Here is a 21,902-nt window from a genome sequence, read left to right as displayed (position 1 = left end):
GTTTATGATGTTTGTAAGTCAAATATTCAACGCACAGCGTTTCGCCATTTCGGCTTCCGGTATCCTTAATTGGGAGCATTGTCTTTAAGCTGATAGATTTCATTTACCTCCCGTTCCAGGTATTTTCCCATACGTCTTGCCCCATTCTCCTGAATAATATAATTATCTTCGATACGGATACCGCCAAATTTGAGGTGTTTTTTCAGAAAATCATAATTGACAAAATCCCTATGCAGATTTTGCTGCTCCCAAAGCTGTGTCAGCTCGGGGATGAGATAAATGCCCGGTTCAACGGTAAGTGCGTTACCCGCTTCTAACTGCTTGCCCAGTCGTAGGGATTTAAGACCAAAAGTCTTGGTGTCTTTAGGCTCGGTTTCGGTATAGCCCACATATTGTTCACCGAGATCTTCCATATCATGTACATCCAAACCGATGAGGTGGCCGAGTCCACATTGAAAGAATAAAGCATGTGCATGGTTAACTACTGCATCTTGCACGTTACCTTTCATAAATCCAACTTGTATCAGGCCCTCGACAAGAGCTTCACAGGCTTTTAAGTGGATATCTTTAAAGCGAGCTCCAACAGTTAATAAGCGTTCAGCAGATTTAAAAGCATGTAAAACGATCTGATAAATTTCCTCCTGTAAAGACGTGAAGCGTCTGCCTACGGGAAAGGAACGCGTTAGGTCGGAGGCATATCCGAGTGATGTTTCAACACCTGAATCGTTTAAAAGGAGGTCTCCCTCATGAACTTGATGAAATTGCATGTGGTTATGCAAAATTTCACCTCGTTTGGTAACGATCGGGGGATAAGAAAAAGACATGCCCTGATCTTGTGCAAAATGCTGCATGGCATTGCTGATCTGATACTCATAAAGACCGGGTTTGGTCATCTGAATGGCAAGACGGTGCATATCCACAGCGACGTCCACAGCTTTCTCTAATTCAATAATTTCCTCTTCTGATTTAATACTGCGTTGTGCGGCTACGGCCTGAATTAAAGCGATAGATGGTTGAAACTGTTCAACCGGACAATTAAGCAATTTCCCAAGCAATAATTTGTTGTGCGACTGATAAGGGGGGAGGTAATGGATCGAATTTTTTCCGCCTTTTTTTAGGTAGTCAAAGAGTTGCTCAAAAGGAAGTAGCTTATGGATACCTGAAAGTGCAGCTTTTTCTGCCAGAGTCTGCTGTTGTCCCATCCAGACAATTTCATCGATGGTCATTTCATCGCCAAACAATACGGTTTCTCCCAGGTCAATATCGAGTACAGCGGCTAATCGAGGGCTTTTTATGCCGATATAATATAAAAAACTGCTGTCTTGACGAAAGGGGTAAGTATTGTGTTCAAAATTGATCGGATTTTCAATATTTCCCAACAACAAAACTTTACCTGAAGTAAATTTTGTAGTGAGTTCGTTCCTGCGGGTAATATAGATATTTGTGTTAAACATAAATTTTTGAAAATTAAGAGCGGCAATGGGGCCGTTATCTGATGAAAATATCAAAATTATTTTTTATTCTGTTGTGTGGTAGCGTTTAGTTGAGATTTTAAATGTGTCATTTACTATTATAATATGCTAGCTATTATCGTTAAAAATTTATTTTTTGATCCGTGAAATAAGTGTCGTCAATAAATTGTTTATACGCTTGATACTTTTACGCTGTTACAATTGCTTACTTCAAGTGATTTATGCATCAAAACAAAATAATATTGGTATTAAATAAAGTTCGAAGTTTCCATTGAATATTAATTATCACAATTTATCAAAGTCTAATTGTATTTTAACCTAGTTTTTTGAAAAATATTAGGTTATGTTATGTGATTTTATGGCCTACCGATTGCATAATCGGTAGATATGCTAAATATTATCCCATTATATACATATTTTGTTTTTGTTTTTATATCTATTGCGGACGATATCTTTACTTGTTTCGTAGTTGTTATATTTATGTTAACTAAACAGTAGTAGTTTTGAACATAAACTTATGAAACCCTATGAAAACGCTCCAATTTAATGTGCCCTGTATGCAGGGACAAAGCCTCACTGTACAAGAAGATATTTTAGAAACTTTTTATCCGCACCTTCACAGACACCAAGAAGCACAGCTCATGTGGATAATAAAAGGAAAGGGAATATTGATTGTTGAAGATACGTTACACCCTTTTAAGGAAAATGATATTTTCTTCTTGGGGGCAAATCAACCACATGTATTTAAGTCGTCTTCTCAGGATGGTTTTTCAAATGAATCCCGCTCTATCTCTATTTTTTTTGATCCAAATGGTAAGCTCAAGTTAATGTTTTCTTTGGAGGAATTTGAATCGTTAAATCAGTTTATTTACAACAATTCATGTGGTTTTAAGATCCCAGATGAATATTTCATGCAAATTTCAGAGAGAATTTTACAATTGAAATCTTCAGATCAGATGGATAAATTGATGCATTTTTTCTACCTGTTGCGATCTTTGGCGACTATATCGAGGGACACAGATCCACTTTGTGCGGAAAGAGGTGAAGTGATACTCGACCCGATTCATAGCTCCAATCGAATTGATCTAATCTGTAATTATATTAAAGAAAACTATAAACATGATCTTAGTCTCGAGGATGTCGCTGATCACGCAAACCTGACGCCTCAGGCATTTTGTAGGTATTTTAAAAAACATTGTGGGGTTACTTTTGTCGCATATTTAAATCGAATACGAGTTAAAGAGGTTTGTAATCAATTGAACGAAGATCATCTAGATAGTGTTTCGTTTATCGCGTACAGTTGTGGATTCAATAGTATTACCAATTTTAATCGTGTATTTAAACAGATTATCGGCTGCAATCCTAAAGAATATGTTCAACACTATAAACAGACACTCTACTCAGTTATATAAACATAAGAACCTTGCAATGTAATTTTTTCCTAATATTTCGTCTTTGAATTTCAAATATAGGATGATTTTTTACTTGATTTTGTTTTTTTTGTTTTAAACTTTTGTTTTTTATTTTGGTTTTGTTTGTTTTTTATTAGGATGTAATGGAAAAGTGATTGTTAATGTGTTTTTTTTGTGCTATTTCGGTTTTGTGTCTTGATATTTGTTGATTTTATTTAACATTTGTGGTTAATAATCGGGTAATAGTTGTCAAGATTCGGTTAGTAAAGAGGATGAGAGGTCGATAACTTAGTTTATAATAAAAAGCACTATAAACTAAACATCTGAAACTAAACTTATGAACAGAAAAAGCATTGCTATGCTAGCCGCTACAGTCTTAGTAAGCTCGGCAGTATATGCGCAAACAGTTTTGAAGGGGAAGGTGGTCGACCAAGACGGGAAACCTATCCCTGGAGTTACAATCACACTTAGAGATGGAACCGGTACACAGACTGGGCAAAATGGAGAATTTACAATAAACTACAAACAGGCCGGACAACTAAGTGTTTCGGCTATTGGTTATGGTCGCAAGGAAGTTAATCTAACCAATCAGACCACTATTCAGGTTACATTACAATCTGATGAACGGAGCTTGGATGAGGTAATCGTAACGGCGATGGGAATTACCAGGGATAAAAAGTCACTAGGGTACGCAATCCAGGAGGTAAAAGCAAAGGATTTGACAGATGCAGGACAATTGAGCGTAACGAGTTCTTTATCAGGGAAAGTTGCGGGGGTTCAAGTCAATCAATTTGGAGGAGCTGTTGGATCGTCAGCTCGTATTTCTATTCGTGGAAATACTTCCTTTTCAGCTGATCAACAGCCGCTAATCGTTGTAGATGGGGTTCCCATTACAAATACCACTCAGCGTTCTGGAGACAATAGATATTCTGGGGTAGATTATGGGTCGGGATTAAATGATATTAATCCAGAGGATATAGAGAATGTAACTGTGTTAAAAGGCGGTTCAGCAGCACTCTACGGGATGCGTGCAGGTAAGGGCGTAATTATGATAACCACTAAGTCGGGGAAAAAAGCTAACAATGGAGTTCAAATTTCCTATGATGGTAATTTTACTATAGATCGCGCTGCAACGATTCCGAAATATCAAAATAGTTATGGTCAGGGAACAAGAGGAGATGAATATAGTTTAAATACTTTTGGGAAAGGATTAACTTATCAATCTTATGCTCAGGATAGCGTATTTAATTATGTTGATGGTAAAGGTGGAGGGGTAAACGATGGGATTGACGAATCTTGGGGACCAAGATTAGATATAGGCTTGATGCTCCCTCAATTTAATAGTCCTATGGTGGATGGTGTACGACAGGCGACGCCGTGGATTTCTCATCCTTCTAATGTGAGAGATTTTTTTCAGACCGGATATTCAATGAATCATAATCTTTCTTTAATGTCAAAAACAGATCGTTCTTCTACTAGAGCGTCATTATCTTTTCGGGACCAAAAAGGGACTGTGCCGAATACCGATCAGAAGAAATATTCCGCTCAAGTAAATAATAGTTATAAGATTAGCGAAAAAGTGTCCTATGATATTATGTCATCATTTACAAGAACGGAGAGTGATAATTTAATTATGCAAGGGTATGATGGTGCAAATCCAATGAATGGATTAATCTGGTTTGGCCGTCAAGTTGATATGAAAGACCTGAAGAATAATTGGGACCAACGTGATGCACAGGGTAATTATACCTATTATAATTGGAATTCAATTTATCATATGAATCCTTATTATTCTATGCATGAATCTATTAATTCATTGAAAATGAACCGAGTTTTTGGTAAATCTTCCCTTTATTATCAACCTTTTGATTTTTTAAAATTCGAGGGAAGAGTTGGTTTAGATTATTATAATACAAATAGATTTGAGCGTAATTATTTCAATTTCGATCATAGAAATGGAAGCTTTAGCGAAAATAAAAATAGTACAACCGAATTCAACTTTGATTTCCTAGCGAACTTTAATAAACAATATGGAGATTTTAATGTACTTGGAACAATAGGAGCAAATTATCGTGATAATCAGTTTGAATCAAATACCTTAGGAGCAAATGGATTAGCCGTACTGGGAGTTTATACTATTGCAAATAAGATTGGTGCGGCCGATGTCTTGATGGACCATTCTCACAATCGTTCTAATTCTATATATGGACAGGCGTCAGTTGGCTGGAAGGATCAGGTATATGTCGATCTGACAGCTCGAAACGATTGGTCATCTACCTTGACAAAATCTTTTTTTTATCCCTCGATGAGTTTGAGCTGGCTTCCAACGACATCGTTTACGAGTATCAAAAGTGATGTTTTATCATTTTTAAAACTAAGGCTTAACTTGGCAGAAGTGGGCAATGCTACAAACCCATATGCCAACGGAAATTATTATTATGCTCAGAACGATGCTTTCAGAGATATTGCACAGATGTATAAGAGTATGACTTATGCATTAAGGGACTTAAAGCCAGAGTCTATTTTTACTTGGGAAACAGGAGTGGAAGTAGGCCTATTTAAAGATCGACTACATGCTGATATTTCTTATTATCATAAAAATGCAAAAGATCAATTAATTAGTGTAAATACTTCAAACACAGTAGGATTTACTAGTTTATTCTTAAATGCAGGAAATATAGAAAGTAAGGGCGTTGAGTTGCAGTTACGTGGCGATATTCTTCGAAGAGAAAATGGTGTGAATTGGACTGCTACGGTGAATTTCTCAAAAGACAAAAATAAAGTTCTGGAGTTATATCCTAAGTTAGATCTAAACGATTATCAAATAGGATGGACCTGGGGTATTCCTACAATGGCTTCAAAGGGTAGACCATGGGGAACGTTGATAGGTAATGCTTATGATAGAACCGAAGATGGTGCGATAAAGGTTACAGAAGATGGGCTGGCAATGGGAAAATCTACGCAACCAATAGGTAATATCGTTCCTGATTTTATGGCAAGTTTGCGAAATGATTTCAAGTATAAAGATTTTAGTTTTGGCTTTATGTTGGACTTTAGGAAAGGAGGAGATATTTGGTCGCAAACAATGTCCCATGCCTATGCAACAGGTATAGGTGAAATTACAGCAGCTAATGGTATAAGGGAACATGCTATTGTTGCGGGTAAAGATGTGATGAAAAATGAGCGATTTGTGATGCAAGACAAAAATGGGGAATGGGTGCAAAATACTATTCAAACAAATGCACAAGATTGGTTTAAAAATGGAGATGTAGATGAGGCTTTTGTATTTGATGGTTCATTTTTAAAATTGAGAGAAGCATATTTAACTTATAATCTACCTCAGCATATATATAGCAAGATTAAAGGTATAAAAAGGGCAAATGTCTCTTTAATAGGTTCAAATTTAGCATTAATATGGGTACATAAATCCAACACAATGCGTTTGGACCCAGAAACTGGAGGTGTTTCGAGCGATTCCAGAGGTATGGGATTTGAACAAGCCTCAGTTCCAACTTCACGTAGTATTGGTCTAAAAGTTGGATTTACATTTTAGTGTTAAAAATGGTCACGTATTAATCGGCCACAAACTTGAAAACAATGGAAAAATTATTATTTAAAATTAGATATATCTTCTTGTTTGCCCTTATTTCTTTGGTAGGGTGTACTAAGGACTTTGAAAAAATTAATACAGATCCGGACGCGCTTAGTAATGTCCCTCCACAGAATATGTTGACCAATGTTCTTCGATACGCTGGAGAACAATTCGGCGGCGATGTAGATGGATATGGAACGTTTGCCGGGTATATTGTGAAAATTCAGTATCTAGATAAATTAGATGGTTTAACTCCTTCAAATAATGGTTATGGTAATAGGTGGTACGCTTCTTATTACAACATTACGCAGCTTAATGATTTACTCGGAAAGACTGCCGAAAAGGAGGGTGCCTATAAAAATATCAGAGCGATAGCACGCATTTGGCAAAATTATATGTGGTCTTATTTGTTAGATGGTTGGGGGGATATTCCATATTCAGAGGCATTCAAAGGGCTTCCTGCTGACGGAGATATTTTAAGACCGAAATATGATAAGCAAGAGGATATTTTCCCCGCTGTTTTAGCAGATTTAAAGAAAATTGCGGACGAAATGGCAGCAGGGACAGGTAGTGATATTGTAGGCGATTTTGATATTATTTACAATGGCGATATGAAAAAATGGCAGAAATTTTGTAATTCGCTACGTTTACGAATGGCAATGCGTATCTCTGCTGTAGCTCCTTCACTAGCTAAATCTACCATTGAAGAGATTGCAGGTAATAAGTCAAAGTATCCGGTTCTTGAAAGTAGTGAAGAAAACTGTTACTTGTATTATCCAGGAACATTACCGTATATGGAGCCATGGTATAAGTCTGGTATCAACGGAGGTAGAATTGATAATTGGGGAATGTTTGATATTTTCGTTAACTATATGACAAGTGTGGATGATCCAAGAATAGCTTCAATAGCTGATACTACAAATGTTGGAACTTATGTTGGTTTTCCTAATGGACCAGCCGCTGGGGGACCGAAGGTTCTGAGATCTGTTTCTTGGATAGGTGGGGATTATATACACAATGCTGCTGGATTTACACCATTTTATAAATCTTGTGAAACATATTATATTTTAGCTGAGGCAGCTTTAATGGGATACAATGTTGGAATGAGTGCGGAGACAGCCTACAATACTGCTGTAATGATTTCTATGAAGGACAATGGTATTTCTGAAGATAAAGTGAAGAAGTATCTTGCTAATGCTGGTAAATTTGATAATACTAAAGAAAGAATTTGGTGGGATATGTGGGTCGCTTTGTTTAAAGAGAATTATGAAGCCTGGGCATTATATAGACGTACTGGAATTCCTAGTACCAATTATCCTTCATTAAATTCTAAATGGGGAAATAACCATACTGATCAGCCCTGGCGTCTTCCTTACCCAAATAATGAATATTTATATAATAAAGTTAATACAGAAGCAGCAGCTAAAGGGGTTGTTGATCATGTTTGGGGAAAAAGATTGTGGTGGGCAAAAGATAATGGCAAAAAATAGTTTCATATGTTTATTTTTGCGCAGCGAGGCAATTTCGATTGTCTCGCTGTTTTAGTTGTACTCTCCCTGATTATTTTTTTAAAAAACTTGTTGATCAACGGTTTGTGCCGGAGTTTCTTTTCTCAATTCGACAACGGTTACGGTTTGCAAGAATAAGCGCATCAAGGCGAAGACGGTATTTAAAGGAATAGCTGTAGCTAGAAAATCTACAATGGACTGGTTCCATAACTTCAAACTTCAATTAGTCATAAATGATAGAGGCGAGATTTTGAATGTTCTGATTATGGCATGGACGCAAGACCTCTGCTTCGCTATCGTTCCGTGTCTCCTTCGATGCATCTTCGTATCAGGATCAGGATGTATCCGTGGTGAGAGCGACATGAGTCCGTGGTGAGTCCGAGTTAAACTCGGAGATAAGAGAGTAGCATGGCTGTCAGAAAATGCTCTTATCTGCTCCTAAGTACGAATAAGGCCCGAAGATGCCTCGAATCATCTTCGAAGAAGGGGTTAAATAGTCGATAAGACACGGACTCCGTTCTGAAAAATAACATCAGTGAAACACTATTGAAGGTACTCAACGGATTTATATCTGGTAAATGGAGAAATGTGCCAAATAGTTTTGTCGTATTCGGTTAAAAATAAAAAAATCTAGTTTGCTAAAAAACGTAACGTTACGATTGCCCCCCCCCCCGGTTACCCACTGAACATAAAAAAAGGTTTTCAAACGGGGAGAATGAAAACCTTAAATAACCAATTATAAACCTAAATTATGATACTACAAAGATAGTGTGTTTACTACACTTTGTCAAGAGTTATTTCAAAAAAAATGTTAAATCTTTTTAAAAAGAATACTTGAATTGTGCCCACCAAAACCGAAGGCATTGCTCATGGCTGTTTGGACTGTCTTTTCCAACGGTTGGTTTACAACAATATTGATTCCATCGGGGATTGTAGGGTCTATATTTTCGATGTTTATAGTTGCAGGAATTACATTGTTGTTTATGGATTTTATCGCAATAATCGCTTCAATTGCACCTGCAGCGCCTAGCAGGTGACCGGTCATTGACTTGGTCGAACTGACCCAGAGGTTGCTGGATTTACCAAATGCCAGTTGCATGGCTTTCAGTTCGGCAATATCACCGACGGGAGTAGAAGTAGCATGAAGATTTAAGTAATCCAATTGATCACTGTTTATTTGGGCTTCTTCCAGAGCAAGTGACATTGCCTTGGCTGCACCTATACCTTCTGGGTGAGGGGAAGTCATGTGATAGGCATCCGCAGTCATGGATGCGCCGACAAGCTCAGCATAGATCTTTGCACCTCTTTTCTTGGCATGCTCATATTCTTCCAGTATCAGGGCCCCGGCGCCTTCTCCCATGACGAACCCATCCCGATCTCGATCAAATGGCCTACTTGCCGTTTTGGGATCATCATGCCTACCCGACATTGCTTTCATGGCAGAGAAACCTCCTACCGAGGCAGGAGTAATGGGAGCTTCCGATCCGCCGCTAATAAAGACTTTTGCTTTTCCTAACCGAATATAATTGAAAGCATCCATGAACGCTGTATTGGAGGTTGCACAGGCAGATACAGTTGTATAATTGATGCCCTTCAGACCGAATTTCATTGATATCATTCCCGAAGCCATATTAACAATAAGCCTTGGGACGAAAAATGGGCTGAATCGAGGGACATAATTACCCTTTACATAGTTTTCAACTTCATTTTCGAATGTTTCCATTCCCCCTTGTCCAACACCCCAAATAACACCAAAATCGAATGGATCTATTGTATTCGGATCCAGACCGGAATCTTCTAAGGCTTGCGATGCGCTATATAGGGCATATTGTGTAAAGAGATCACTTCTCTTGATCTCATTACGATCGAGGTATTTTTCCGGTTGAAAGTTTTTGATTTCGCTCGCGATTTGCGTCCGAAATAGAGACGCGTCAAAGCGGCTGATGATAGCTGTACGGTTTTCACCGTGTAAAATATTATCCCAGAATGTATCAATGTTATCTCCTAATGGGTTGATTGTCCCCATTCCGGTAATTACAACTCTTTTCATTTTTATGATATTAAAATTAATGTATAAATATACCGATTGGTATGTATGTGTTTAAAAAAATTAGATTTTGATCTCCCGACCTACCATTTCTTTCATATTATCCAATACAATAGTTAAATCTTTACCGCGTCCTGAAATTTTTGAAAGTAAAATACCGCCTTCGATCATGGCCATGAAGGTAACTGCAAAATGTTCAGCAGAAATATGCTGTTTAAACTCTCCAGACTTAACACCTTCTTCCAATATCGAAATCAATCGTTGCTTCCAAAGTGCAAATGATCGTCTGACTTTGGGAGTCAAAAAAGGCAAGGAGTCATCAGCCTCGATAGCAGCATTCATTAGCGGGCATCCACCCGAAGCCGCGATATTTTTGAAATTTTCTTTGTAGAAATCAAAAAAAGCAAAGAGTTTCTTTAAGGACGTCTTTTGTTGGATAATCTGCTGATCTACTCCATCAGCTATTTTTTTACTTTGATAACTATAAACATGAAGTGCCAAGTCATCTTTGTCCTTAAAATTACCGTATATACTGCCTTTTGTTAAACCTGTAGCAGTAGTGATGTCGGAAAGGGAAGTTGCAAAATAGCCCTTTTTATTAAAAATAGGAGCCGTTTTTTCAATGATAAATTGCCGTGTCTGTTCTGCTTTTGACATGATCTCGATGTGCTTTGATTGCAAATATAAAAAATACTTTTTGGTATATTATGAATTTGTTTGAGTGCTGTAAAAAAATATACTATTTTCTTTCTGTAATGCGATAAGTGCAACGTGCAGCATCTTCTATAATATACTCTATTCTATCAATCATATAGGATGGTCCGATAAGCTGTTGAAAATTGTGAAGCTCCGAACGGCAGAAACCTTGGCATTCTGTTGCCGCAGCGCATATGGGACAGTGATTCTCAATGAAAAGGTAAGATTCTCCCTCTTTTTTCCATTCCGCCATATATCCTTCTTCCGTTCGCTTCGTTGCCATAATATCAAGTTTATTCTCCAGCGTTTCAATGCCAGATAATGCATTTTTATACCGCTGATATACTTTTGACTCTCGATCAGTGATCAATAGATCGAGCGCATTCTCGCCAAGCAATTGTTTAATGGATTGGAGCAGTTGGACGGTAATATCAGCGTGACTATCCGGAAATTTTGAAAGTCCCAGTGCTGAAAGACAATAGTAGGTTGACGGTCGACCGATCCCCTCGCTTCTTGCATAGGATTCAATAAGCCCTTGATTGGCAAGGTTGAGGAGGTGTTTGCGAGCCCCTTCTTTCGTGATCAAAAGCTCCGTGGCAACTAGGGCAGCAGTAATTTCGCCCCGCATTTTTAATAACATCAATATTCTATCTGCAGGTGTTTTTTGCATTTGACAATAAAAAAGTTGTTTTAATGTTTCTGCACAAAGATACTACATTTTCTATATGTTGTTATAATGATCCTCTTTTAAACTGTATGAAGTATGCAACAGATTTGATGCTTTTAATAAAACAACTTTTTAGTTGTTTTATTAAAAGCTATTATTTAGCTTTGACTTATTATAAAAACAATAAAACTCAAAACATCATGAACAAATTTCAATTACCGGATTTACCTTATACTTATGGAGCGCTTGAACCTTATTTTGATCAGGAAACAATGTCTATCCATCACCAGAAACATCATCAAGCCTATATTGATAATCTAAATAAAGCACTGGATACGACGAACGAAAGTGCTGAATTGGAAGACCTCCTGGCACAGGTGAGTCAGTATAGCCCTGTTATTCGGAACAACGCTGGCGGTCATTACAATCATTCCTTGTTCTGGGAAATCTTATCTCCATCCCCAAAAACGATACCTACTGGAAGGTTAGCCAAAGAAATAGATGCGACTTTTGGTTCTTTGGATGAGTTAAAAATAAATATAAAAAATGCGGGGCTTGGACAATTTGGCTCTGGGTGGTCTTGGCTCTATGTTAAGTTCAATGGTACATTGGACGTTGTGGCTACACCTAATCAAGACAATCCCTTAATGGACACCCAGCTGACGAGTAGAGGAGTACCAATTTTAGGTGTTGACGTATGGGAACATGCTTATTATTTGAAATATCAGAATAAAAGGGCGGACTATTTAGATGCTTTTTGGTCTATCCTGGATTGGTCCGTAGTCGAAAAGAAATACGAAGAGATCATCGGTAAATTGATTTAATCGCTTTAAACTTCCATCAAACAGCGATGATAATTACATAAAGATATGTTTGTAAATAAGGTTGAAAATTCGGGTATATTGGCGTTTGATCTCATTGATTTCAAAAATATAGTTGAAATTATAGAATTTGACATCAAAATACTCTTTTACCAAGAAATGATTGTCCGCGAAAAGGAATTTAAGGCTTCCCTGGCTGCGTTGGACTTGAAGCCTTTTATGGGCAAAGCAGTCGCATTTACTTGTTCCGTTGACGCAATTATTCCACCTTGGGTATATATGGCGTTAGCCGAAAAATTCCATCCTGACGTAGTATATTATGATTTTAAAAGTGTGGAAACAATGGAACTGGAGTTATGGACACAGCATTTGAAGCTTGCGGATCTTTCCTTGTATCGGGATCAAAAAGTTGTTATAAGGGCGCGGCCAAATATGCCTGAATCACTTTATATATTGGCTACTTCACGTTTAATTCCGATTGTCAAAACATTGATGTACGGGGAAATCGGTATGCCAAAGGTTATTTTTAAAAGAACATAAAGAAATCATGAAAGCATTAATATTTAATGGAGCTTTGGAGCGGAGACAAGAATCTACTTCGGGTATATTATCTGATTATTTCGCTGAACAACTGAATCAGCTTGGGATAGCGAACAGCGTGTTTAATCTGGCTGATAGTGGTATTCCACTTTTTGATAGTAGTCTTAGCAGGATTCCGAATAGTGTAAAGATTATGAATAATCTTTTTTTAGAGGCAGATGTACATTTTTGGTTATCTCCTTTATATCACGGAAGTATCCCTGGTGTAATGAAAAACTGTTTGGATTGGCTGGAGATAAGCGCAAAAAATAGTCCGGCATATCTTACGGATAAAAATATTGGGCTGGTTTGCTGGGCAGATGGGGTGCAGGCTTTACAAGGGATCAACGCAATGGATACGATAGCAAAATCATTACGAGCATGGACCCTGCCTTTTAGCGTGCCTATTGTTAAAAGTGGACTATTTGAAACCTCTAGTTCAAGGAAGCTTTCTTCAACGTATCAATGTAAATTAGACCTGTTGATTAATATCGCAACAACTAGAACGGCAGTGTTTGAAACTTTATCGGGACGTTCATAAAAATTTTATTTTCATAAAAGCAGTTTAGGTAATTGCTGCGTCGGAGAATATAAAGCACCTTGATCACTATCGAGGTGCTTTATATATTTTTAAAATTGCTTAGTTTTGAAGGACCATGTGTCGAAGAGTTCGTGTCCACCGAATTTTCCAGAATCACACATTTAACGAGGCGCATCTCGCTAAAAATGCAATAAACTGTTTTTATTGTTCATGTTATATAAGGTATCTGATTAAATGGGCTTACAATGTCGGGTTTTGTTAAAGTTAATTGTATGCTGTGCGATGTGTTTTGCTGCACAGACGACAAAAGCGCAGGTTTTTCTGCCCTTAAATGAGGAGAAATATCGGGCTGATGCCGAAATGCTGTTGAAATCAACTTCAGATGACAGCGTAAAAACACAACAGTACTTTTATTTGGCGGATTACTACAGGTTTCGTGATACAGCGAGATTCTGGGAAAATATGCGGCGGGGGGAGCAGAAGGCTAAACCATTCAAAAGCCTTCAGGCCATGGGGGCACTTTATAAAAGCTTCTTCTATGGCCAATTTTTAGATAGTGAGCGTGCAGAGGTTGAAGCCCAAAAATGCGTGGGTATCCTGGGGAATGCCAAGCAGCCCTTTCAGCAGCAGCTCTTAGCCAAAGCTTGGTATAATCTGGGCTTAATTCGATTTCCGAAAAAAGGGTTTGCTGATTTTTTGGATATACTCAATGGTAAATGTCTGCCATATGCCAAAGCACACGATCCCCTCATGGAAGGTGCGATAAATACGATGATCGGTATGACCTTTATGTCATCCAATCAATTGGTAAAAGCAGATGAGTATCATCAGATGGCAATCAAACAGCTCGAACAACAACCAGCGAGCACAGCATTACTGGTAGCCTATTTAAATGCCGTCAGTACATATTGTTATCAGGTAAAATCAAAAGAGGCTCGATTGCTATTGGACAAAGCTAAGCTCCTTTTAGGTAAGAATCCAAACTCTTCTCAGCTACCCAATTACTATTACAATGAAGCGCTCTATTTTACGACGAAACAACAGACGGATGAAGCGTTACGTATGCTGGATATTGGTTTGGACTGGTCGAAGAAAATGAACAATTGGAAATCCTACCAGATGATGCTGTTTAGAAAGTTTAATGTTTATTTGATGCAAAAAAAATATGCTGAAGCGAAACTGCCATTGGAGGAAATTATAAAAAATGGATTGTTGACACGCGATCTTTACAACAGTAAAATTGTTTATGGTCAATTGGCAGCGGTCAATGAACTCATGGGGGATTATAAAGAAGCACTTAAGATGTCCAATGTGGCGAGTAAGCTCTCTGATAGTATACAGAAGGTACAGCTTTTGGAGAAGATGAACGAAATGGAAGCTAAATACAAAACCGTAGAAAAAGAAAAATTGATTTTAAATCTACGTGCAGAAAAAGATCGCAATCAATTAAAGATCTTGCTTGTTTTAGGTATTGCTATTTTACTTTTTATCGTTGTTTTATTTGTTACATTTTCCTATAAAAAACAACGGAAACTGAATGGACAGATCCAGATGAACCATGAGATTGCTTTAGAGAAATTGGCAAAGGAAAAGCAGTTGCAAATTTCCGAGTCCATGCTCAAAGCTGAAGAGCAGGAACGGCAGCGTATCGCACAGGATTTGCACGATAGTATTGGCGGAATGTTGACAGGATTAAAGTTTAAGATCGCTGGAGGGCAGACTGATGAATTCAATTTGACGGATGAATTACCTCACAAACTGAACGATATTTTGGGCGAAGTTCGACGGATATCGCATAATCTGATGCCCGAGTCATTGCGGCAATTTGGTCTGATAGCAGCATTGGAACAATTGTGTCTTTCGATGAGAAATAGTAAGGTTCAGATCCAATTTGAAAATTATGAGGACGAAGTGCGCCTGGACTTCCAAAAAGGATTGGCAATATATCGGATTGTCCAGGAGGCGATCTCAAACGCATTGAAATATGCAGATGCAGACCTCATTATTGTTCAGGTAAGTAAATCACAGGGGATATTGCAGATTTTGATAGAAGACAATGGAAAAGGGTTTGATTCTTCCGTCGCAAATTATGGAATGGGATTAAATAATATGGTAAAGAGAATTAAATGGATTAATGGATCTATTGATATGCAGAGTAAAATTGGATCTGGTACCCAAATTGAAGTAGGAGTAAGTGTTTAGTTAAAAACTAATGTATGAAAATTATTGCCATATTGGATGACCATCCTTTATTATTGGAAGGCGTAACGTCTTTTCTCAATAACCAAAACGGGTATAAAGTATATTCATTTCTGGAGGAAGTATCATTGATCGAATTTTTGGATAGTACAAGTGTAGATTTGGTGCTTATGGATATGCAGCTTGTGAATACCAGCGGATTGGACGTCTGTTTGCAAGTGAAGAAGCTGTTTCCCATGATTCCGGTTATTGCACTGAGTAATCTGGCAGATCGTAATCTTATTTTTCAGTTTATGCGAAATGGGGGAAAAGGTTACATATTAAAAGATGTGTCTAACGGAGAATTCCTTCGTTGTGTAGAGCTTGCATTAAATGGACAAGAAGCGCTCTGCGATAGTGCGAGGGCGCTTTATGTTGGGGCAATATCTTCTATGGAATCTCTTCCTCGTTTAACACAAAGGGAAAAGGAGATTTTAATTATGATATCCAATGGCCATACCAGCAATCAGATTGCGGAGAAGCTGTTTTTAAGTCCCGTTACGATAGAAACACATCGACGCAATCTCTTGACAAAATTTAAGGTGAAAAATATGGTCGAATTGGTGCAACTTGCCTTGAAGCACAAATTATTAGGTCTTTAAAACATCATATAATTGTTTTAATGTTCACCATAACCTACATCATCTAATTTTCCTTTAAAGACTCGAAATTGGATGATAAAATAAGCGACTACCAAAATTGCCGCAAAAATAAACCATCCTAAACCTACAGCGAGCCCATATTCATGTGCAGCAGCATTCTGTATGGTCAGTGATGGGTTTATAGTATTGGTCGAAGGAAGTAGGGTAGGAAACATGGAGGCTACTGTCGTCGCAAAACTTCCTAGTATAAATAGCGCTGAGAAGAGAAAACCGATGCCATCTTTTTTGAATGTTCTGATCCAAAACTGTCCAAACAAGCCAATAGTTGCGATCAGTGGAAAGATCCAAAGCCAATAATGATTTTGCAGATTATTCAGGGATATCGGTTTTACATAATGCCAGACATAAGCCGATAGAAGGACCAATGCAAGCAATACGAAATTCAGTTTAAATATGATATTTTTAAGCCGTTGATTTAAAGTACTGGATGTTTTTAATATGACCCATCCAGCACCATGGATTGTCAGCGTTATGACTGCCACTAAACCTAATATTACCGTAAACCAGTCAATAATGCCTTGATGTTCGGCAAGAGGATCAAAGGTGGGATTCCAGAGCGCCAGGAAAAAATAATGCGGTTCCTGAGTAGATACGCCATTTTCGACCATGCCGAGGTTAACTCCGCGGACTACATTGCCTAAAGCGGCTCCAAAAAAAAGTGCAAGAAGCAGGCTCGCCAGACCAAAAGCTTTGTCCCACAAGGCTTCCCAAAGCCTATGATGCACTTGACCTCTCAGTTCAAGACTTATTGCCCTAAAGATCAGTAACCATAATACCAGCATGAGAGGGAGATAGAATCCACTGAAAGATGACGCATAAAGTGTGGGAAAAGCAAAGAATAAAACTCCACCCGATGCGATCAGCCAAACTTCATTGGCATCCCAAAATGGACCGATTGCATTTGTTACGGCCTTCTTCTCCTGTTCGGTCTTAGCAAAAAATAAATGCACAATTCCCGCTCCAAAATCATAACCGTCGAGGACTACATAGATACCCAACATGAAAGTTAATACAACAAACCAGAATATTTCCATGACAAATTAGTTTAAAGCGATAGGAGTATGAGGCTCGGGGCCTTTTCGAATAATTTTCAATACTAACATAAGGAACAACAATCCCAAAAGAATATAGAGTCCGACAAATCCCAATAAGGTAAATAACGTATTACCAGAAGATACCGTGGGCGATACACCATCTACCATACGCATCAGATTGTAGACCAACCAAGGTTGTCGTCCTAGTTCGGATGTATACCAGCCTGCCGTATTGGCGATATAGGGAAAAGGGATCATAAACATAATAATCCACAGTAACCATTTGGTCTGATACAACTTATTTCGCCAAAGTAAAAAGCTGCCCAATACCATGATTCCAATGAATATTGTCCCTAAACCAACCATGATGTGATAGCTATAATAGAGCCCCGGAACATTTGTGGGATGTAATGAGCCGTTGAACTCGTTTAGCCCTTTTATTTCAGCATCCCAGCGTTGGTAGGTAAGAAAACTTAGGACATTTGGGACAGCAATTTTATTGTCAAGTTTTTTGTTTTCCATATCAGGTTGGCCGATAAGGACAATTTCGGATCCTCCCTTCTCTGTTTTAAAGATTCCTTCCATGGCCGCAAATGCAGCAGGTTGGTATTTAACAACATTTTTGGCGGCAAGGTCGCCTGTTGGGAATGCGAGCATAACGGATGAAATGGCGCCAAAGATAACGCCGCTTTTTACGAATATCTTTCCAAATTTGCTATGTCTGTCGCTTAGGAGGTAGAAAGCTCCGATAGAGGCAACAAAAAAAGAACTTGTAACCAAAGATCCAGCTTGATTGTGGAGATAAGAAGGCCATAACCATGGATTGCTAAATAAAGAACTGAAATTGTTCAGTACAAACTTGCCATTTTCGAGAATTTCATAGCCTACAGGGTGCTGCATCCAGGAATGCGTGGCAATAATTAGAAATCCACTGGCCCAAGATCCAATGAATACCATCAAACCGGAGAGAAAGTGTAGCTTGTGGCCAAGTAATTTTTCTCCGAAGAGAAACATTCCCAAAAAGGAAGACTCCAGAAAAAATGAAAACATACCTTCCATTGCTAAGGTCTGTCCAATGATCCCCCCTGTAAGTTCAGAGAATTTTGCCCAATTTGTGCCAAATTGAAATTCCATGGGTATACCTGTCACAACACCCATGGTAAAATTGAGTGCAAAGATCTTCATCCAGAATTTTGAAGCATTGTTGTAATCTTCATTGCGAGTTTGTAGAAATTTCCATTTGAAATAGACGATCATCAATGATAATCCCATGGTCAATTGGGGAAATAAATAGTGGAATGTGATTGTAAAGGCAAATTGAAGCCGATTATAAAGAATCATGTCTTCCATGGATCCGAAGTTTTGGTTAATGACATTTAAATATAACCATTTTTTTGTCGTGCCGGCCTCTTAATTCGCTTTATTTTTTTTGATAAAATGCAATATTGTCGAATAAATTAACTGTCGTTAACTTGTATCCATAACAGAAAATAGATCAGCGATCGACCAGATAAAATAGCCTTTTTAATAAGTCTGTTTTTTTGTCTTATCTTCGTCCAAATAATGGAAAATAGCAAAAGAGAAGAGAAACATCGGTGACATGAAAAAAGCGATAATTTTAATGGGTATTTTGCTGATACCTATACTTTTTATTGTGCTCAACAATAAGGCCGGGGGAAAAGTTTCGAAGGATAATATCATATTTCGAGATAGATTATCCGACTATGGATTGTTTAAAGGGAAAATAGCCGATCTTGTACCAAATGACCAAGGTATTTCTTACGAATTAGCTTCGGCATTATTTACAGATTATGCCGAAAAAAAACGTGTTATTTTCCTTCCAAAAGGAAAGAAAATTGTGGCATCAGATAATGGATTGCCAAATTTTCCGGATGGAACTATTATTGCTAAAACTTTTTTCTACCCGAAAAGGGGTACTTCCCAAGAGTCAAAATCAATATTGTTGGAAACGCGCCTCCTGATTAACGAAAGTGGGCAATGGAATGCAGCGACCTATCAATGGAATTCGACTCAAGATGAAGCGTTCTTACTAGCTGACAGCGCAGCGGTTCCCGTTTTGTTTTTAGATGATAAAAGCGTAAAAAGGCAGACAAATTATATTATTCCTTCCCGCACAGATTGTATTGCCTGTCATCGTCAGGGAGATCACATACTACCTATAGGTCCCAAGATCAGAAATTTAAATCGGGTAGTCTTGCGGGACCGTGATACAATCCAACAATTGGAATATTTGAAAGCTAGAGGTATAATAGATATTCCACCATTGAGACTAGGTTCGCTGCCTAGCTACGATGACCTGAACCAATCTACTGCGCATAGGGCAAGAGCCTATCTGGAGGTGAATTGCGCACATTGCCATAACCCTATGGGAACAGCCTATATGACTATGCTGGATCTTAGATTTGAAAGTCCGATTAACGAAACCGGAATTTGGCTTAAACAGGCAAAAATTATTGGACGAATGTCGGTATTGGGAGAGATGCACATGCCTCAAAAAGGAACCACTCTACTTCATGAGGAGGGTATAACGCTAATTAAAGTCTATCTGCAGTCCCTCAAATAAATATTTAACATACTTTTAAAGCATTGATAATTAGTTTATTATGATCTTTTTTTTGTTCATCGCGGATCGGATTTTGCCTGTGTTTTTAATAATATCTATAGAATTAGTAGATTATATTGAAATATCTTTTATATTTGTGGGAGACAACAAAGATATTAAAGACAAAAAATGGTGTCTTCTTGGCAGAATAAAATTTTAATACATGGTGAACTATATCAACATTAGTAAAATCACATTCCTTATAAATATTACTGTAAAGTCTTTAATGGCTAAATCCTCTTCTGTAAGAAAAATGCGAATGTGTATTATAGGATAAATTTCCCTTATCTTTTCTCAAATTGACATTAGGGGAGGCGCTCGCCTCCCTCAATGTCTTCAAAATAGAAACAAGTTTTCGATTGGCGTTGGCACTTGTTCGTATTCAGGAATAACATCCTATTTAGATGTTTTTGACATTATTGATCGAAATAATAATGTTGAGATTATCATTGAAGAAAACATTAGAAAAGCATGTCTTTGACCAAAAAATAGTTCTTGTCATCCATTTTTCAAATGAGACTAACCAAAATACTAATTTAGCATAAAATCCAACTTGGTAATTTCTTATATTGCGACAATGTTTCCAATTAAATAATGCTATCATGATACGGTATACCAAACTTTTCATGGCAATGACCATGTTTCTCTTCGCTACATTTGTTAATGCACAAAATAAGAAGCCCAATATAATTCTGATTCTTACAGATGACTTAGGGTATAGTGACCTCGGCTGCTATGGGAGTCCAAATATTTCAACCCCTTTTTTGGATTCTATCGCTAATAGAGGCGTGCGGGCGACAAACTTTATGGTGTCAACTCCCTCTTGTACCCCTTCTCGGGCATCTTTGCTGACCGGACGATATGCTTCTCGTTATAATCTACCGGCGCCAATTGGTCCGGGATCAAATCTCGGACTACCTGATGAAGAAGAAACCATTGCCGAGCTGCTAAAAAAAGTAGGTTATAGGACAGGTCTGATCGGTAAGTGGCACCTTGGCGATAAACAGGCGTATCATCATCCCAATAAGCAAGGATTCGATTTTTTTTATGGTATGTTATATAGCCATGATTATCGAGACCCTTATGTAAAAACAGATTCAGTCATAAAAATTTTTAGAAATAGGAAGCCAGAGGTTGTAGCACCTGATGATTCAGATTTAAGTACATTATATCATAAGGAAACGGTGAGTTTTATAGAAAATCAAGATAAAGATCATCCTTTCTTTTTGTATTATGCGCATAATTTTCCTCATTTACCATTGGCTTTTGCCAACAAAAAGAATAAGTTTGTTGATCAGCAGAATGCAGGCCCATTGGGCGCAGTCATGCGTGAGTTAGATCATAATTTTGCCGAGCTCTGGAAGACCGTAGAGAAAAAAGGATTGGCGGATAATACGATTTTGATTTTCTCCAGTGATAACGGTCCTTGGATTGCATATCCTTCAAGGATGTCGGACGACCATGCGACCAAAAACTGGCATGTGGGGACAGCCGGTGTATTTAAAGGGTCGAAAGCTGAAACTACTGAAGGTGGGGTCCGTGTTCCATTCATCGTGTACGGAAAAGGATATGCACAGGAAGGTAAGGTAATTAGACAAGCGATCAGTAATTTGGATCTGTTGCCAACGATAGCAAAATGGACAGGGGCCCCTCTTCCAAAAAAATCCATCGACGGTCAGGCGATAGATGCCTTACTAAATGGTAAAGCGAAAGATCTAAAAACACCACATCGCCCGATATTTTTGGTAAACTACGGCCATGTAGAAGCTGTCCGGTCGGGAGATTGGAAATATAGGCGTATACCAGCTGGTGTCAACCAGATATCTGGAAAACCTTATGATGCGGTGGAAGAATTACATAATATTGCATGGGACCCGAGCGAAAGAACGAATATCATAATGGATTATCCGGAGATAGCGCAAGAACTTCGAACCTTGTTCGAGGGCTTTGATGGAAATATGAAGTAAAAGATGAATCAAATTTTAAAAAAAGCGATACCTTTTTCAAAAG

Annotated in this window: 16 protein-coding genes; 10 read left to right on the top strand and 6 right to left on the bottom strand. The window is 38.1% G+C overall.

Annotated elements, in window-relative coordinates:
- Window positions 1-65: 65 nt before the first annotated feature.
- Entirely contained in the window at window positions 66-1,454 is a 1,389-nt protein-coding gene (locus tag G6053_RS20370) for an aminopeptidase P family protein (RefSeq protein ID WP_165308192.1), read from the bottom strand.
- Between the two features lie 545 nt (window positions 1,455-1,999).
- On the opposite strand from G6053_RS20370, the gene G6053_RS20365 reads away from it, so the two are divergent.
- The 3 genes from G6053_RS20365 to G6053_RS20355 all read left to right on the top strand — a co-directional run bounded on the left by G6053_RS20365 (window position 2,000) and on the right by G6053_RS20355 (window position 7,966).
- A complete protein-coding gene (locus tag G6053_RS20365; protein WP_165308191.1) occupies window positions 2,000-2,884 on the top strand; it encodes an AraC family transcriptional regulator in 885 nt (294 codons plus the stop codon).
- 337 nt (window positions 2,885-3,221) lie between these two features.
- Window positions 3,222-6,437, top strand: a complete 3,216-nt coding sequence (locus G6053_RS20360) for a SusC/RagA family TonB-linked outer membrane protein (protein ID WP_165308189.1) — start codon at window positions 3,222-3,224, stop codon at window positions 6,435-6,437.
- Between the two features lie 44 nt (window positions 6,438-6,481).
- A complete protein-coding gene (locus G6053_RS20355) occupies window positions 6,482-7,966 on the top strand; it encodes a SusD/RagB family nutrient-binding outer membrane lipoprotein (RefSeq protein WP_165308188.1) in 1,485 nt (494 codons plus the stop codon).
- An 829-nt stretch (window positions 7,967-8,795) separates the two neighbouring features.
- On the opposite strand, the gene fabF is transcribed toward G6053_RS20355, so the two are convergent.
- The 3 genes from fabF to G6053_RS20335 all read right to left on the bottom strand — a co-directional run bounded on the left by fabF (window position 8,796) and on the right by G6053_RS20335 (window position 11,397).
- The gene (gene fabF / locus G6053_RS20345; protein ID WP_165308186.1) at window positions 8,796-10,034 is read right to left on the bottom strand and encodes a beta-ketoacyl-ACP synthase II; all 1,239 of its coding nucleotides are present in this window, start codon (window positions 10,032-10,034) and stop codon (window positions 8,796-8,798) included.
- Between the two features lie 60 nt (window positions 10,035-10,094).
- Window positions 10,095-10,688 carry a TetR/AcrR family transcriptional regulator gene (locus G6053_RS20340; RefSeq protein ID WP_165308185.1) on the bottom strand — a complete coding sequence of 198 codons (594 nt, stop codon included), beginning with the start codon at window positions 10,686-10,688 and terminating at the stop codon, window positions 10,095-10,097.
- An 82-nt stretch (window positions 10,689-10,770) separates the two neighbouring features.
- Complete coding sequence (locus tag G6053_RS20335; RefSeq protein WP_165308184.1) at window positions 10,771-11,397, bottom strand: metalloregulator ArsR/SmtB family transcription factor; 627 nt, start codon at window positions 11,395-11,397, stop codon at window positions 10,771-10,773.
- A 197-nt stretch (window positions 11,398-11,594) separates the two neighbouring features.
- Here G6053_RS20335 and G6053_RS20330 point away from each other — a divergent pair, with 197 nt between their 5' ends.
- The 5 genes from G6053_RS20330 (at window position 11,595) to G6053_RS20310 (ending at window position 16,175) form a co-directional block, all read left to right on the top strand.
- The gene (locus G6053_RS20330; RefSeq protein WP_165308182.1) at window positions 11,595-12,218 is read left to right on the top strand and encodes a superoxide dismutase; all 624 of its coding nucleotides are present in this window, start codon (window positions 11,595-11,597) and stop codon (window positions 12,216-12,218) included.
- Between the two features lie 45 nt (window positions 12,219-12,263).
- Window positions 12,264-12,755, top strand: a complete 492-nt coding sequence (locus G6053_RS20325) for a DUF2480 family protein (RefSeq protein WP_165308181.1) — start codon at window positions 12,264-12,266, stop codon at window positions 12,753-12,755.
- Window positions 12,756-12,762: 7 nt separating this feature from the next.
- On the top strand, window positions 12,763-13,335 hold the full coding sequence (locus G6053_RS20320; RefSeq protein WP_108633121.1) for an NADPH-dependent FMN reductase: 573 nt from the start codon (window positions 12,763-12,765) through the stop codon (window positions 13,333-13,335).
- 255 nt (window positions 13,336-13,590) lie between these two features.
- On the top strand, window positions 13,591-15,537 hold the full coding sequence (locus G6053_RS20315; RefSeq protein WP_165308179.1) for a sensor histidine kinase: 1,947 nt from the start codon (window positions 13,591-13,593) through the stop codon (window positions 15,535-15,537).
- A 14-nt stretch (window positions 15,538-15,551) separates the two neighbouring features.
- Window positions 15,552-16,175, top strand: coding sequence for a response regulator transcription factor (locus tag G6053_RS20310; RefSeq protein ID WP_108633123.1), 624 nt, complete (start codon window positions 15,552-15,554; stop codon window positions 16,173-16,175).
- 17 nt (window positions 16,176-16,192) lie between these two features.
- On the opposite strand, the gene cydB is transcribed toward G6053_RS20310, so the two are convergent.
- The gene (gene cydB, locus G6053_RS20305) at window positions 16,193-17,269 is read right to left on the bottom strand and encodes a cytochrome d ubiquinol oxidase subunit II (RefSeq protein WP_165308177.1); all 1,077 of its coding nucleotides are present in this window, start codon (window positions 17,267-17,269) and stop codon (window positions 16,193-16,195) included.
- 6 nt (window positions 17,270-17,275) lie between these two features.
- On the bottom strand, window positions 17,276-18,619 hold the full coding sequence (locus G6053_RS20300; RefSeq protein WP_165308176.1) for a cytochrome ubiquinol oxidase subunit I: 1,344 nt from the start codon (window positions 18,617-18,619) through the stop codon (window positions 17,276-17,278).
- A gap of 250 nt (window positions 18,620-18,869) precedes the next feature.
- Between G6053_RS20300 and G6053_RS20295 the strand changes: the two genes are divergently transcribed.
- Both G6053_RS20295 and G6053_RS20290 read left to right on the top strand, forming a co-directional pair.
- Window positions 18,870-19,853 carry a hypothetical protein gene (locus tag G6053_RS20295; protein ID WP_165308174.1) on the top strand — a complete coding sequence of 328 codons (984 nt, stop codon included), beginning with the start codon at window positions 18,870-18,872 and terminating at the stop codon, window positions 19,851-19,853.
- A 641-nt stretch (window positions 19,854-20,494) separates the two neighbouring features.
- Window positions 20,495-21,859 carry a sulfatase-like hydrolase/transferase gene (locus tag G6053_RS20290; protein WP_241254782.1) on the top strand — a complete coding sequence of 455 codons (1,365 nt, stop codon included), beginning with the start codon at window positions 20,495-20,497 and terminating at the stop codon, window positions 21,857-21,859.
- Window positions 21,860-21,902: the final 43 nt, after the last annotated feature.

This window comes from Sphingobacterium sp. DR205, from assembly GCF_011064245.1.
Lineage (GTDB): Bacteria > Bacteroidota > Bacteroidia > Sphingobacteriales > Sphingobacteriaceae > Sphingobacterium > Sphingobacterium athyrii.
Note: the sequence above shows the minus strand (reverse complement) of the source record. Positions and strands in the feature narration are given on the sequence as shown.